Source organism: Streptomyces longisporoflavus (assembly GCF_014649775.1).
Lineage (GTDB): Bacteria > Actinomycetota > Actinomycetes > Streptomycetales > Streptomycetaceae > Streptomyces > Streptomyces longisporoflavus.
The window spans coordinates 568,021-581,627 of sequence record NZ_BMTR01000002.1 but is presented as its reverse complement, the minus strand read 5'-3'; the positions used below and the strand labels follow the sequence as shown (position 1 = coordinate 581,627).

10 protein-coding genes and 2 pseudogenes are annotated in these 13,607 nt (G+C 71.1%); 7 read left to right on the top strand and 5 right to left on the bottom strand.

The genetic code is table 11. The features are described 5' to 3' along the window. The first annotated feature begins 11 nt into the window (after window positions 1-11). The 3 genes from IE226_RS06570 to xdhC are packed head-to-tail and all read left to right on the top strand — an operon-like array spanning window position 12 to window position 4,763. Window positions 12-1,514 carry a xanthine dehydrogenase small subunit gene (locus IE226_RS06570; protein WP_190080042.1) on the top strand — a complete coding sequence of 501 codons (1,503 nt, stop codon included), beginning with the start codon at window positions 12-14 and terminating at the stop codon, window positions 1,512-1,514. Beyond that, a complete protein-coding gene (xdhB, locus tag IE226_RS06565; RefSeq protein ID WP_190080041.1) occupies window positions 1,511-3,952 on the top strand; it encodes a xanthine dehydrogenase molybdopterin binding subunit in 2,442 nt (813 codons plus the stop codon). Before IE226_RS06570 ends, xdhB begins: the two co-directional genes overlap by 4 nt. Before the next feature lies 1 nt (window position 3,953). Then, window positions 3,954-4,763, top strand: coding sequence for a xanthine dehydrogenase accessory protein XdhC (gene xdhC / locus IE226_RS06560; RefSeq protein ID WP_190080107.1), 810 nt, complete (start codon window positions 3,954-3,956; stop codon window positions 4,761-4,763). A gap of 9 nt (window positions 4,764-4,772) precedes the next feature. Here xdhC and IE226_RS06555 read toward each other — a convergent pair whose 3' ends face one another. After that, entirely contained in the window at window positions 4,773-6,143 is a 1,371-nt protein-coding gene (locus tag IE226_RS06555) for a hypothetical protein (RefSeq protein ID WP_229870572.1), read from the bottom strand. Window positions 6,144-6,509: 366 nt separating this feature from the next. On the opposite strand from IE226_RS06555, the gene IE226_RS06550 reads away from it, so the two are divergent. Next, window positions 6,510-6,812: a hypothetical protein gene (locus IE226_RS06550; protein ID WP_190080039.1), complete on the top strand. Its 303-nt coding sequence runs from the start codon at window positions 6,510-6,512 to the stop codon at window positions 6,810-6,812. Continuing rightward, window positions 6,809-7,156 carry a hypothetical protein gene (locus IE226_RS06545; protein ID WP_190080038.1) on the top strand — a complete coding sequence of 116 codons (348 nt, stop codon included), beginning with the start codon at window positions 6,809-6,811 and terminating at the stop codon, window positions 7,154-7,156. The genes IE226_RS06550 and IE226_RS06545 overlap by 4 nt, the downstream gene beginning before the upstream one ends. Window positions 7,157-7,249: 93 nt before the next feature. Here IE226_RS06545 and IE226_RS06540 read toward each other — a convergent pair whose 3' ends face one another. Then, window positions 7,250-7,648 (bottom strand): DUF5994 family protein, encoded by a 399-nt coding sequence (locus IE226_RS06540; RefSeq protein ID WP_190080037.1) that lies wholly within the window; start codon window positions 7,646-7,648, stop codon window positions 7,250-7,252. A 723-nt stretch (window positions 7,649-8,371) separates the two neighbouring features. Here IE226_RS06540 and IE226_RS06535 point away from each other — a divergent pair. Then, complete coding sequence (locus IE226_RS06535; RefSeq protein WP_229870543.1) at window positions 8,372-9,985, top strand: class I adenylate-forming enzyme family protein; 1,614 nt, start codon at window positions 8,372-8,374, stop codon at window positions 9,983-9,985. Window positions 9,986-10,006: 21 nt separating this feature from the next. Here the strand turns inward: IE226_RS06535 and IE226_RS06530 are convergent, their stop codons facing one another. Together IE226_RS06530 and IE226_RS06525 are read right to left on the bottom strand one after the other, a co-directional pair. Beyond that, a complete protein-coding gene (locus tag IE226_RS06530) occupies window positions 10,007-11,227 on the bottom strand; it encodes a metallophosphoesterase (protein WP_190080035.1) in 1,221 nt (406 codons plus the stop codon). Window positions 11,228-11,446: 219 nt separating this feature from the next. After that, window positions 11,447-11,719: pseudogene (locus tag IE226_RS06525) on the bottom strand (siderophore-interacting protein); the annotation flags it as partial. Here IE226_RS06525 and IE226_RS06520 point away from each other — a divergent pair. Further along, window positions 11,713-12,416 (top strand): annotated as a pseudogene (locus IE226_RS06520) (FecCD family ABC transporter permease); the annotation flags it as partial. The pseudogenes IE226_RS06525 and IE226_RS06520 overlap by 7 nt on opposite strands. Window positions 12,417-12,621: 205 nt before the next feature. On the opposite strand, the gene IE226_RS06515 reads toward IE226_RS06520, so the two are convergent. Then, window positions 12,622-13,383, bottom strand: a complete 762-nt coding sequence (locus tag IE226_RS06515) for a TetR/AcrR family transcriptional regulator (protein WP_268251277.1) — start codon at window positions 13,381-13,383, stop codon at window positions 12,622-12,624. Between the last annotated feature and the right edge of the window lie 224 nt (window positions 13,384-13,607).

The window sequence follows — 13,607 nt, the reverse complement described above, 5'->3', positions numbered from 1 at the left end:
GAGGGCCTGTCATGACAGCGGCGCGGATCACCGTCAACGGCAAAGAAACACCGATCTCGCCGGCCGCGTCACACACCACCGCGCTGGACTTCCTGCGCGAGCGTGGTCTCACCGGAACCAAGGAGGGATGCGCCGAGGGTGAATGCGGCGCCTGTTCCGTCCTGGTGGCCCGCCCCGGCGTGAACAAGCCCACCGACTGGGTGGCCGTCAACGCCTGCCTGGTCCCGGCCGCGGCCCTCGACGGCCAGGAGATCGTCACCTCCGAGGGTCTGGCCACCTCCGGAGCACCCGGAACGCCGCGCACACTGCACCCGGTGCAGGAGGAGATGGCCGTCCGCGGCGGCTCCCAGTGCGGATACTGCACACCGGGATTCGTCTGCAGCATGGCTGCCGAGTACTACCGGCCGGACCGCTGCGCGCACTCCGGCTCGTCCGCGAGCGCCACAGGCTCGGCCGACAGCACCGAGGACGCGACCGGAACCGACGCCGAGCACGGTCCGAACGGCTTCGACCTGCACGCGCTGAGCGGCAACCTGTGCCGCTGCACCGGCTACCGACCGATCCGCGACGCCGCGTTCGCCGTCGGTACCCCCACCGACGAGGACCGGCTCGCGCAGCGTCGCGAGCAGTCCCCGCCCGCACCGGTCGCCACCGAATACACCCGGGACGGCAAGGCGTTCCTGCGGCCGGGAACCCTGGCGGAAGTGCTGCGGCTGCTGCGCGAGCGGCCCGACGCGGTGGTGGTCGCCGGCTCCACCGACTGGGGCGTGGAGGTCAACATCCGCTCCCGCCGGGCGGATTGCGTAATCGCCGTCGACCGGCTGTCCGAACTGCGGGAGCTGCGCGTCGAATCCGACCACGTCGAGATCGGGGCGGCGCTGACGCTCACGGAGATCGAACGCCGCCTCGACGGCCGCGTTCCGTTGCTGGGCGAGCTGTTCCCGCAGTTCGCGTCCCGGCTCATCCGCAACAGCGCGACCCTCGGCGGCAACCTGGGGACCGGCTCTCCCATCGGGGACAGCCCGCCCGCGCTGCTCGCCCTCGAGGCGTCGGTGGTGCTCGCCGACGCCGACGGTGAGCGCGAAGTGCCGCTCGCGGACTACTTCACCGGCTACCGCCAGAGCGTGCGCCGGCCGGGCGAGCTGATCCGCTCGGTGCGCTTCCCCCTGCCGCTGTCGCCGGTGGTGGCCTTCCACAAGATCGCCAAGCGGCGTTTCGACGACATCTCCAGCGTCGCGGTGGCTTTCGCGCTCGACATCGAGGGCGGATTCGTACGCAAGGCACGCATCGGCCTTGGCGGCGTCGCCGCGACCCCGATCCGCTCCCTCGCCACCGAGGCGGCCCTTGAGGGCGAGCCGTGGACGGCGGGAACCGCGGAGGCGGCAGCCTCCGTGCTACGGGCGGAGGGCACGCCCATGTCCGACCACCGCGCAAGCGCCGACTACCGCTCCGAGATGCTCGGCCAGAGCCTGCTGAAGCTGTACGCACAGACCACCGAGGGTGTGACGTCATGAGCCATCTGTCCGAGCGCCCCGAGAAGCCTGTCGTCGGCGTATCCATGCCGCACGAGAGCGCTGTCCTGCACGTCACCGGCACCGCGCTCTACACCGACGACCTGGTCCACCGCACCAAGGACGTGCTGCACGCCTACCCCGTCCAGGCCACGAAGGCCCACGGCAGGATCACCGCCCTGCGCACCGGGCCCGCGCTCGACGTGCCGGGCGTGGTCCGCGTGCTGACCGGCGCCGATGTGCCCGGCGTCAATGACGCGGGAATGAAGCACGACGAGCCGCTCTTTCCCGACGTGGTCATGTTCCACGGTCACGCGGTCGCCTGGGTGCTTGCCGAGACACTGGAGGCTGCCCGGCTCGGCGCGGCGGCCGTCGAGGTGGAACTCGACGAACAGCCCTCCCTGATCACGTTGCAGGACGCGATGGCCGCCGACAGTTTCCACGGCGCCAGGCCCGAGATGCTGACCGGTGACGTCGAAGCCGGCTTCGCGGACTCCGCGCATGTGTTCACCGGCGATTTCCACTTCTCCGACCAGGAACACTTCTATCTGGAGACACACGCGGCGCTGGCCCTCGTCGACGAGGCCGAGCAGGTCTTCGTCCAGAGCAGCACCCAGCATCCTTCCGAGACCCAGGAAATCGTCGCCCACGTGCTCGGTCTGCACAGTCACGAGGTGACGGTGCAGTGTCTGCGGATGGGCGGCGGCTTCGGCGGCAAGGAGATGCAGCCGCACGGGTTCGCGGCCATCGCCGCGCTCGGCGCCAAGCTGACCGGCCGCCCGGTGCGGCTGCGGCTCAACCGGACGCAGGATCTGACCATGTCCGGCAAGCGCCACGGATTCCACGCCCGGTGGAAGATCGGCTTCGACGCGGACGGTCGCATCCAGGCCCTGGACGCCACCTTGACCGCGGACGGCGGCTGGAGCCTGGACCTGTCCGAGCCGGTGGTGGCTCGCGCGCTGTGCCACATCGACAACACCTACTGGATTCCCAACGCGCGCGTCACCGGCCGCATCGCGAAGACCAACAAGGCCTCCAACACTGCCTTCCGCGGCTTCGGCGGGCCGCAGGGCATGCTGGTGATCGAGGACATCATGGGCCGGTGCGCGCCGCTGCTCGGCCTGGATCCCATGGAGCTGCGCGAGCGCAACTTCTACCGGCGGGGCCAGGACACTCCGTACGGGCAGCCGGTCTCGCAGCCCGAACGGATCTCTGCCGTCTGGGAGCAGGTCAAGGAGACCGGCGGGCTCGCCGACCGCAAGCGCGAGATCGCCGCCTTCAATGCCGCGCATCCCCACACCAAGCGGGCACTGGCGATCACCGGCGTGAAGTTCGGGATCTCGTTCAACCTCACCGCCTTCAACCAGGGCGGCGCGCTGGTGCTGATCTACAAGGACGGCTCGGTCCTGATCAACCACGGCGGCACCGAGATGGGCCAGGGCCTGCACACCAAGATGCTGCAAGTGGCCGCGACCACCCTCGGTATCCCGCTGCACAAGGTGCGCCTGGCCCCCACGCGAACCGACAAGGTCCCCAACACCTCGGCCACGGCCGCGAGTTCCGGAGCGGACCTCAACGGCGCGGCGGTGAAGAACGCCTGCGAGCAGTTGCGCGAACGCCTGCTGCAGGTGGCCGCCACCCAACTGGGTTCGGGCGCCGCGGATGTGCGCATCGTCGAGGGCGTCGCCCGCGCTCTGGGCAGCGACAAGGAGCTGGCCTGGGACGACCTGGTGCGTACCGCGTACTTCCAGCGCGTTCAGCTGTCGGCGGCCGGTTTCTACCGCACCGAGGGCCTGCACTGGGACGCGAAGTCGTTCAGCGGCACGCCGTTCAAGTACTTCGCCATCGGCGCGGCGGCGGCCGAGGTCGAAGTGGACGGCTTCACCGGCGCGTACCGCGTCCGGCGGGTGGACATCGTGCACGATGTCGGCGACAGCCTGTCCCCGATGATCGACATCGGTCAGGTCGAGGGCGGCTTCGTGCAGGGCGCGGGGTGGCTGACGCTCGAGGACCTGCGCTGGGACACCGGTGACGGGCCGAACCGCGGCCGGTTGCTGACGCAGGCGGCGAGCACCTACAAGCTGCCGAGCTTCTCGGAGATGCCCGAGGAGTTCAACGTGACGCTGATGGAGAACGCCACCGAAGAGGGCGCGGTGTACGGCTCCAAGGCGGTGGGCGAGCCACCGCTGATGCTGGCCTTCTGCGTACGGGAGGCGTTGCGGCAGGCGGCTGCCGCGTTCGGGCCGAGCGGGATCAGCGTCGAGTTGGCCTCGCCGGCGACACCGGAGGCGGTGTACTGGGCGATCCAGTCGGCCCGCCGGGGCGGCGTGTCCCGCGATGGGTGCGGCGAGGACGACTCGGCTGCCGACGGCCACGCCGACGACCGCGTCGCGGCTGACGGCGGGGTCCGGGCCGACGCAAAAACATTGAGTGGTGCCTGAGATGACGTGGGTCGCCGCGGTCGCGCGGTTGCGGGCACGCCGGGAGCCCGGCGTCCTCGTGACCGTCGCGACCGTGCGCGGGCACGCCCCGCGTGACGCCGGCGCGAAGCTCGTGGTGGGGGAGACCGAGGCGTGGGGTTCGATCGGCGGCGGCAATGTCGAGGCCGTCGCGATCGATCGGGCCAGGGAGATGATCGCCGCGTCCAAGCCCGAACCGGAGCTGATCGACTTCGCCCTGAACGACAAGGTGGTCAACCAGCACGGTGTGCAGTGCTGCGGCGGCACCGTCTCGGTGTTGCTCGAACCCCTCGCGGTGGTGAGGGCGGTGGCGATCTTCGGCGTAGGGCACGTCGGTCTGGAACTGGCGCGCATCCTGGCACGCCAGGACCTGGACCTCCATCTGATCGACACCCGCGCCGACCTGCTCACCGAGGAGCGGCTCGGCGTGCTCGCGGACGCGGTGGGGCAGGTGCACGTGCATCACACGCCGCTGCTGCCCGAGGAGGTGCTCGCGGAGTTGCCGCGCGGTACCCACGTGCTGATCATGACCCATGACCACGCCGAGGACGCCGCTCTGTGCGACGCCGCCCTGCGCACCTCCCGTCTCGGCTCCATCGGCCTGATCGGGTCGGCGGCCAAGTGGGCGCGATTCCGTCAGCGCCTCGCCACCGAGGGCGGCCACGACGAGGCGACCATCGCCCGCATCAAGACACCGATCGGCCTCGCGGACATCACCGGCAAGGAACCCGCGACCATCGCGGTGAGCGTCGCCGCGGATCTGCTGCGCACGTTCGAGACAGAGGAGAACTGACACGGGCGCTCACTTCGGGGCGCCGCTCTCCGCCGCCTTGCGCAGCAGTCGGCCCACCTCCGGGTGCACGACGTGATGATGCCCTCCCACCGGGGCGCTGTCGGACCGGAAGAGCGAGGAGGCGTCCACGTTCGTGTACGGCATCTCGCTCAGATTCCGCTCCTCGGCGTCGTGCAAGGTGCTGTTGGGAGGGCCGTCGATGCCCTGGATGCCGTCAAAGCCCAGGGCTCCCCACTTGCGGCTCATGGTGGCCAGTTCCGCTGAGTCGCCGACCATCTGGGCCGACAGCGGGTACATCACGCCCAGGTGAGTGTCGAGATGGGAGAAAGTACAGATCAACGGCCCGGCGACCAGTTGTCGCTGATCCCACAACGCGCCGTGCCCGGTGACCTGTTGGGGCAGGCTGTCGGCGAAGATGAAGTGCGACATCTCCGCCTGCAGAAGCGTCAGGGACGCGAGTTTGACCGAGTCCGAACCCGGGGCATCCATGCCGCGCAGCGCGAACCCGGCAAGGCGGCCTCCCAGCCCGTGGCCGATCAGATGGATCCGTGTCCCGCTTGCCTGCGCGAGCGCCGCGAGGCAGGGACCCAGACCCGCGTGCCCCACCACTCCGGCCCGCCGGCGCAGCACATGACGCACCACTTGGCGGAACAGCTCATGAGCCCCGCGCCACAGGTAGGCGGCATCCTGCAGGTGACGGTCCTGACCCACGGGGCCGCCTGCGGCGACGGTGCCCGTCGTGCTGACCCGGTTGCTGAGCGGCGTGGCCGGCCTGTGCCCTGCGACCCGGGCCTCGGGAAGCGTGCCGCCGCTGGACGCCGGGGGGTCGGAGTCGCGGGTTCCGGACTCGGTCCGGGCGGGTTCGCCGGGCTTCTCTTCCGCAGGGCCGGCCAAGTCACACAGCGCGGCGGCGAATTCGCTGCACATGGTCTTCGTGTCCTCGAACAGCATGAGCGGGTCTGTCTGCGGCAGCACTTCGCCTTCCGTGTCGGCGGCGAACTCGTTCATAGGGTCTTGCAGGGGCGTCTCAGCGAGCCGACGCAGCGCCGATCCGAGGTCGTCGAATGCCCCTTCGTGCGAGGGCTCGTCGTTCAGCAACGCGACGATCTCGGCCAACGGGGAGGCACTGCGCGGAAGTTGACGTTCCAGGTCCTCGCGCATCGCCCGGCTGACACCGGGACAGGCTTTACGTTCACGGTCTGTCTCGTGTTCGGCGAGGCCCCAAAGGCCCTCGTCCCTGAAACAGAGCGACGGCCACCGCACGCCGAGAAAGCCCGCCGTGTCCGCGGCGTCTTCCCACGCGTCGGCGAGCATCTCGCGAAACGCGCCGTCGGTGGCCCCGGCCACCGCCTCGTCGTTCTGGGCGCCGTGCACCAGCACGTACAAGTCCCGGATTCCGCTGTCCAGTACGGCCTCGTGCACTCTCTGCACCTCGGCTTGATCGAACTCTGCCCGCCGGCCGAAATGCAGGGCACCGAAGTCGTGGAACGCATTCTGTCGCGACATGACTCACTTCCGTACGACGCCGCTCGCGCGGCTGCTCGATGAGGCGGAGCGGGCCCTCTGGCATGAGGCACCGCGGTTGCGGGTGCGGCCCGCCGGGCGGAGAACTCCCGGTTCCCGGCTCGGTGCGGTGCACGCGCCGTGCGGTCCGGATGTACGCAGTTTCTACGCCGCTGATGCGTACGGGGAGCAGACGGATGGTGCCGGAGGAACTGGGCGGGCCGTTTCGGCGGGCGGTGCCGCGTGGGGGCCGCCGGCGCCCTCGGCACGGACACCGGCGAGATCGGTCGTCAGTGGCGAAAGGAGCCGGATCGGGACGCCGGTGCGCCGCCGTCGGTGCGCCGCCCCGGAGCAGTGGTCCGCTTTCGCCGCGCCGCGCGACTACGCTGGCCCTACAACCGCCGCGTGCCGCACGTGGTCTGCGCCTCCATCGACAGCTCCGCCTCCTTCGCGGCGGCCCGGATCCTGACCGGCGAACAGCTCATCGGCCCAGCCGATCCGTTCCCGGTCCGCCGTCACGACGTACGGGAAAGTGACACACGATGATGTACGACCAGGCACGCGCTCAGCTGCCGCCGGACAAACTGCGGGGCTCCACCGAACGCCGGGCCCCGGGCCCGGATCCGCTCGTTCCGTCGGACGAACGGGACCAGATCGCCCTGCGGCTCCAGGAGGCCCTCAACAACTTCCCCCACCGTCCCGTGGAGTCACTGGAAGAAGCCGAGAGCACCTTCGACGAGGCCGCCGCCCAGCTCATGAGCGCTCTCGCCGAACAGCGGCGTGCTCTTCGCGAGGGCTGGCAAGGCCGCGACCCCGAAACGCAGTCGGACGAACTCCGGCATGCGATGCGGCAGTACCGAGAGATCACGCAGCGGCTGCTGCGCGCCTGAGCAGGTCCGCCTGCCGCCCTTCGAGTTGCCCGACCGTGGGGGCGTGAGCGTCGCGCTCACGCCCCCACGGTCTCAAGCGCCCTGCCGATCCGATCAGTTGTCGACACCCGCGGCGGCTGCCATGAGGGACTCGGCGGCGTCCGGCGGAGTACCTGGCGGCACGACGAGGAGGTCCCAACGCCCCCGGCTGGGGGCGACCAGGCAGATCGTGTGCGGGGCGGACACGGCGGTGGCCCGGTGGAGGCGCACGACCTGGTTGAGCACGAGCATCCGGCCGGGTGCCGTGGTCCAGGTCGTCCCGTTGACCGTGACGCTGGTGATGTGCCCCCAGGCCCGCGGCAATCCGGCGAGCAGCCGCGGGAGTTCCGTCGGCAGGTCGTACGAGGAAGGCCACCACGCACCGTCAATGGCCCGCGGCAGGGGGCCCGGTGACGCGAGGCGCAGACGGAGGAGGGGCAGCGGGGGGAGATGGGGCTGCAGGGTGGTGACCATGGGAGATCCCGTCGATTGTCGGAGGGAGTGGACGAACGGATTCACACGCGCCTGCGGGCGGCGTGATCGGGGGTGGTGTACGTCGTGCGTCCGACCGAGGCCTTCGACCGCCGCCCGCCCTCGCCCCGCTCGCGCACAGCGCTCGGCAGCGCGGCGCGCGGCTGTCGGCTCTCCGGGCGTGGACGTGGTGGAACAGACCGGCATTCGGCACTCCTTGACCTCGGTGTGCTGTCGTCGCGGCCGGGGTCTCGGGCTGCTTCTGTGCGGGCGGATGGCGTGGACGGAAGGGGCGTTCAGGTGGTCTCGGACGGGGGCGTGCGACGCGTCGGCCGCCGGCTTGTCCCGGCCCGGGGCCTGCAGGGGTGCGGCGAGAGGGCAGCGCGGGCCTCGGCCTGACCGGTCACGTGCGGTGCGTGACGGTCTCCGGCGGTGACGGATGTGGCTGCTCGTCCGGCCATGGGGCGGAACCTGCCTCGGGCGCGACGGTCCCGGTGTCGTTGAACCGTGGGGTCCGGGCCGGTCTGAGCACCGGCATGGGAAGGGCCCCGCTGCGCCGAGCATACTCCCGCGGGCCCCCGAACAGCCGGTCTTTGTCGGTGTCATGGCCCGGAGCCAGTACGGCCGTCCGTCTCTCGGCGGCCGGGGCATGGTACCGGGGCGGCCTCTGGCTGAAGTCGCCCCCTGTGAGACGACGGCTCCTGAGTAACATGTTTGCATATGCCCATGATCATTAACACGCAGCAAACATCTGAGCCGCTCACGTACGTGGACCACGTCCTGGAGCACTGGAACAAGGACGAGGACGCCGAGGCGCTCGTCCAGGGCGCGCAGCGCCTGACCCGGGGCGAGGCCCGGCGGCGGCTGTTCCGGCTGGGGCACGCGCTGCGCGCGCAGGGGCTGGCGCCGGGCGACGGCGTGGGTCTGTTCCTGGCCAATCGTGTGGACTCCGTACTGGTGCAGCTCGCGGTCCATCTCATCGGCTGCCGCGTCGTGTTCCTGCCGCCGGAGCCCGGCCCCGGCGAGCTCGCCGCCCTGGTCGAGCAGTCGAGGGTGCGCGCCGTGGTCACCGACCCGCGGTTCGCCGAGCGGGCCGCCGACGCGGCGGGCCGCAGCGTCCACGCCCCCGTGCTGCTCGGCCTCGGTCCCTGCGAACAGCGGTGTGCGGACCTGCTGGCCCTGGCGGCCGAATGCCCGGACGTACGCCCCGCTGGTGTGCCCGCGCCGGGAGCCGACGAAGCGGTCACCGTCCTCTACACCGGCGGCACCCTGGGCCGCCCCAAGCTCGCCGCGCACAGCCACCGGCTCTACGACGCGCTGGTGGAAGTGGCGCAGGACTCACACGACACCGTCTTCCCGAGCGTGAACCCCGGAACGGAGCGGGTGCTCGCCGCCACGCTGCTCACGCACGGCAGCGGCCACCTCATGTCGGTCCAGGCTCTGGTGACCGGTTCCACTCTCGTGGTGCTGCCCGAGTTCGAAGCCACCGAGGCGCTGGCGGTGCTGCGCGAGGAGCGGATCACCGCCACCATGTTCGTACCGCCGATGCTGTACGCGTTGCTCGACCACCCCCAGTGCGTGCCGGGCGCCCTCCCCGAACTGCGGCGGATCGTCGTGGGCGGAGCGGCCTCGTCCCCCAGCCGGCTCCAGCAGGCGGTCGAGGTCTTCGGCCCGGTGCTCAGCCAGGGCTACGGGCAGTCCGAGGCGCTCGGCATCGCCGCGTTCGGCGCGGAGGACCTCGCCGCGCAGGGAGCCCTGCGGCCCGAACTCTGGCGCAGCTGCGGTCGTGCGATATCCGACACCCGGATAGAGATCCGCGGTGAGGAGAGCACGGCGGCGCTGCCCGCCCGGCAGGTCGGCGAGGTGTGTGTGCGGGGCCGGACGGTGATGCTCGGCTACTACGAGGACCCGGAGCGCACCGCGCAGGCACTGCACGACGGCTGGCTGCGCACCGGAGACCTGGGCTATCTCGACGCGGAGGGCTACCTCTACCTCGTCGACCGGGCCAAGGACATCATCGTCACCGGCAGCACCAGCGACAACGTCTACTCCAGGGTCCTTGAGGACTTCCTGCTCACGCTGCCCGGCGTACGCAACGCGGCGGCCCTCGGCGTGCCGGACGAGGAGTTCGGCGAGGCCGTACAGGTCTTCCTGGCCACGGCCGAGGACGCCGAGGTCGACCCCGATGCCGTCGGCGCGGCGGTGACCGCCGAGTTGGGCGAGCTGTACACGCCCCGGAAGACGATCCTCCTCGGCAAGTTGCCGACGACCAAGGTCGGCAAGGTGGACAAGAAGGCGCTGCGCGCGGCGTGGACGAGCCCGGCCATGGCAACGCCGTAGGCGCCGTCGGCCCGTCCGGTGCTACGGCGAAGGGGCACGCTGCGGGGAGCGGAGCACGAGCAGGGTGATCTCGCTCGGGGCGAAGACGCGGAAGGGCGGGCCCCAGAAGCCGGTGCCACGGCTGGTGTAGAGAAGCGTGCGGGTGCCGTGGCGGCTGAGGCCGGCGAGGGCGGGCTGGTCGAGGTGGACCAAGTGGTGGAAGGGCCAGATCTGGCCGCCGTGGGTGTGGCCGGAGAGCTGGAGGTCGACGCCGCCTTCCGCTGCCCGGTCGATGAACTTGGGCTGGTGGGCCAGGAGCAGGACGGGCAGCTCGGGGTCGGCGCCGGCGAGGGCTCCGGCGAGGTGGGCGCGGTGTCCTGCCAGGCCGGAGGACTCGGCGGTGACGTCGTCCACGCCGGCGACCACGAGGATGTCGCCGCCGCGTTCCAGCAGCAGATGCCGGTTGCGCAGCGGCTCCCAGCCCAGCTCGTCCATCAGGTCGACCCAGCCCTGGGCCTCGCTGTAGTACTCGTGGTTGCCGGTGACGTAGACCTTGGCCCATGCGGCCCGCACGGTGGCGAGTGGGGCGGCCTGCGCGCGGCGGCGTTCGGCCGTGCCGTCCGCGATGTCGCCGGTGTGGCAGACCAGGTCGGCCTCCAGAGTGTTCACCGTCTCGCAGACCCGTGCCGACCAGCGGGCTCGGTCGAGCGGTCCGTAGTGGGTGTCGGTGATGAGGACGACGCGGGTGCCGTCCAACCCGGCGCCCAGGCGCGGGAGTTGCACGTCCAGGCGGCGCACACGTGGCACCCGCCGGGCTTCGGCGTACCCCCAGGTGAGGAGTACGGCGACGGTGCCCAGGACTGCCCAGGTGACGATCCGGGCCCGCTCCTGACCGTCGCCGACGCCGGCCACGGCCAGGGCGAGCCGCAGCAGAACGCCGAGCAGTACGGACCAGGTGAAAAGGACCCAGCTGCCGCCGAGGAGGGTGTCCCCGACGATCGCCGCCCAGTCCTGCTGCCGCTTGCCGTGGCCGCGCTTCATCGCGAGCGGCATACCGATCAGACCCAGAACGAACAGGGCGGTGCCGGCCGGCGTGACGGGGAGCGGCCAGTGCTGGCCCGCGTGCAGCAGCACCCAGCAGGGCACGGTCCACAGCAGCACAGGGGCGATCAAAGGGAGGTAGCGCATCAGGCGGCGCAGCCGGCTCTGCCGGGGCGCACGCGCCGCGTCGTCGGCGGACCGGGCTTCGCTGGTGTCGGTCACGCTTCCCCTCCTCGAGTAATCAAGCTGCCGTCGCGCGCACTGTATCCGGCCGTCCTCGGGGCGGTCGGAGGGGCACGACGTTCGCGGCGCTCAGCCGCGTAATCTGCCGCGCACGGAGAACCGAGCAACCCGCCTGCCGGGGACGCCACTTGGCCGCTCCGGGTGTGGTGCCGGAGCGGCCAAGTGCCGCCTGGCCGCTTACCCGGCGGCGCCGGGATGTCAGGGCCGGCGCAGGACCGTGGCCTCCGCACCCCAGCCGAGGGCGATGGTCCGGTCGACGTGCCAGCCCGAGCGTTCCGAGATGGCGGCGATGGCGGCGGAGTCGCGCAGGGAGCTGCCGGTCGCGGCGTACGCGTGCAGCGCCGCCTCGGCCGCGTGCGGGCTCAGTCCGTCGGGACGCGAGGCCTCCACGACGACCGCCGTCCGGGCCCACTCGGCGAGCCGGGAGAGGAGCAGCGTGGCCTCGTGATCGGTGCGGTGGGCGCGGCTCCTACACCGGAGTCGTCCTCACCCTCCTTGCGGGCGCCACCAGTTACTCGGCGCTCGCGGCGGGCGCGCTGGCCGGCGGTCTTCTCACCGCCTTCGCCGTCTATCTGCTGGCGTTCCGGCGGGGTGTGCAGGGCTTCAGGCTCATCGTCGTGGGTATCGCGGTCGGCGCGCTGCTGTCCTCGGTCAACACGTTGTTCTCCGTGAAGGCCGATGTCGACACCGCGCTGCGGGCCGCGGTATGGGGCGCGGGTTCGCTGAGCGCCGTCGGCTGGCCCGCCATCACGATGGCCGCGGTGGTGCTCGCCGGGGTCGCCATCGCGGCTCCGGTGGCACATCGCGCCGGATGCGGCGGCTTGAACTGGGCGACGACACCGCGGCGATGCTGGGCATACCCGTCGAGCGTACGAAGGTGCTGCTGGTCGTCCTCGGCGTGGTCGCGACCGCCGCGGTGACCGCCGCGGCGGGCCCCATCGTGTTCGTCGCACTGGCGGCCCCGCAGATAGCCCGCCGTCTCACCGGGCACGGCGCCTCCGTCGACCTCGCCGGTTCGGCGCTCGTCGGCGCGGTCCTGCTGCTCGGCGCCGACATCGCGGCGCAGCACGCGATCCCCGGCGTGCTGCTACCGACCGGCGCGGTCACCGTGTGCGTCGGCGGGGCGTATCTGCTGGTGCTGCTGGTGCGGGAGAGCCGACGAGGTTGACCGCGTCTCCTGGCCCGGGGCGCTAGATGGACTCGTCAGCCAGGAAGCCGAGTTGGTCCGCTTCGGATCCGCGAGATCGGGGCGATCGCCGGGTCAGACGCCGGCACACTCCATGTTCGCCGACCGCGACGACCGAGCCCTCGCTCGGGAACTCGTCGGCATCGACCCGGCAGCGAACGCAGCTGCCGGGGGTGCGCGGGCGGTGTCAGGCCGCCGCGGCAGGCGGTTGACCGCCGAAGACGCTGCGGATCCAGACCTCCGCGAGAGCGGCCACGCGCTCGTCGTCAGGGATCCGCGGCTCCATGCCTACGAGAGCGGCGTACAGGTTGCGCTCGCTCATCCATACCAGCGTGGTGGCGAGGGTGCCCGCCGCTGTGCCCGCCGGAGCGCGCCCCGTGGCGCGCTCCTGCTCGATCCATGCCGTGGCCGGTTTGATGAACAGGTCGAGCAGTCCGGTGTAGACGCCTTGCAGTTCCGCGTCCGATGACATGGCGTCGGACGCGGCCAGCACCACCGGTGCGTGTTCACGCCACAGAGCCAGGATCTCGGCGTAGTTGGCCTCGAATGTCTGCTGAGGCGTCGGATCGACCTCGGTGGTGCCGAAGCCGCGCAGCGCGATTTCCAGCTTGTCCTGCATGACCCGTTCCAGGAGAGCCGCGAGCAGGGAGTGCTTGGTGTCGAAGTAGAAGTAGAAAGTGGGTCGTGAGATGCCCGCTTTGGCGGCGACCTCCCCCACGGAGATCTCCGCGAACGGCTTCTCCGCCAGCAATGTCTCCGCGGCGGCAAGCAGCGCTTCCAGACGGCGATCTCCCCGGCCGACAGGACGCGCCCAGCTTCGAGGGGTTGCCTGAGCCGGCTCTTGAGGTGAGCTCGTGTCTGTGCGTCGGGCTGCCACGCGGTTCCTTCCTTCTGTTGCCCCCGCCCCCGGCGCGAAGAACGACGTCCGCCGGTGTGGAGCTCTGCTCATGGTAGCCAGCGGAAGGCGTCGTACCTGCTCCTGCCCGGTGCTTTCGGCAGGGGCGCAGCCGCGACAGGAGGGGCAGTCGGGGCGGGAGAGCACCGCGGAAGGAGTGACGGCCGGGGCGGGGGAGCACCGCGGGAGGGCTAGACTCAACACCTGTTGGTTTAAAGTGACACCTGTTGAGCGCTTGCCTCTCAGATGCGTAAGCGCACCGCCACCTCCCATCGAAA

Coding starts and splice junctions, on each gene's coding strand:
- IE226_RS06570 (WP_190080042.1), top strand. CDS start 12: ATGACAGCGGCGCGGATCACCGTCAACGGCAAAGAAACACCGATCTCG.
- xdhB (WP_190080041.1), top strand. CDS start 1,511: ATGAGCCATCTGTCCGAGCGCCCCGAGAAGCCTGTCGTCGGCGTATCC.
- xdhC (WP_190080107.1), top strand. CDS start 3,954: ATGACGTGGGTCGCCGCGGTCGCGCGGTTGCGGGCACGCCGGGAGCCC.
- IE226_RS06545 (WP_190080038.1), top strand. CDS start 6,809: ATGATGTACGACCAGGCACGCGCTCAGCTGCCGCCGGACAAACTGCGG.
- IE226_RS06540 (WP_190080037.1), bottom strand. CDS start 7,648: ATGGTCACCACCCTGCAGCCCCATCTCCCCCCGCTGCCCCTCCTCCGT.
- IE226_RS06535 (WP_229870543.1), top strand. CDS start 8,372: ATGATCATTAACACGCAGCAAACATCTGAGCCGCTCACGTACGTGGAC.
- IE226_RS06515 (WP_268251277.1), bottom strand. CDS start 13,383: ATGAGCAGAGCTCCACACCGGCGGACGTCGTTCTTCGCGCCGGGGGCG.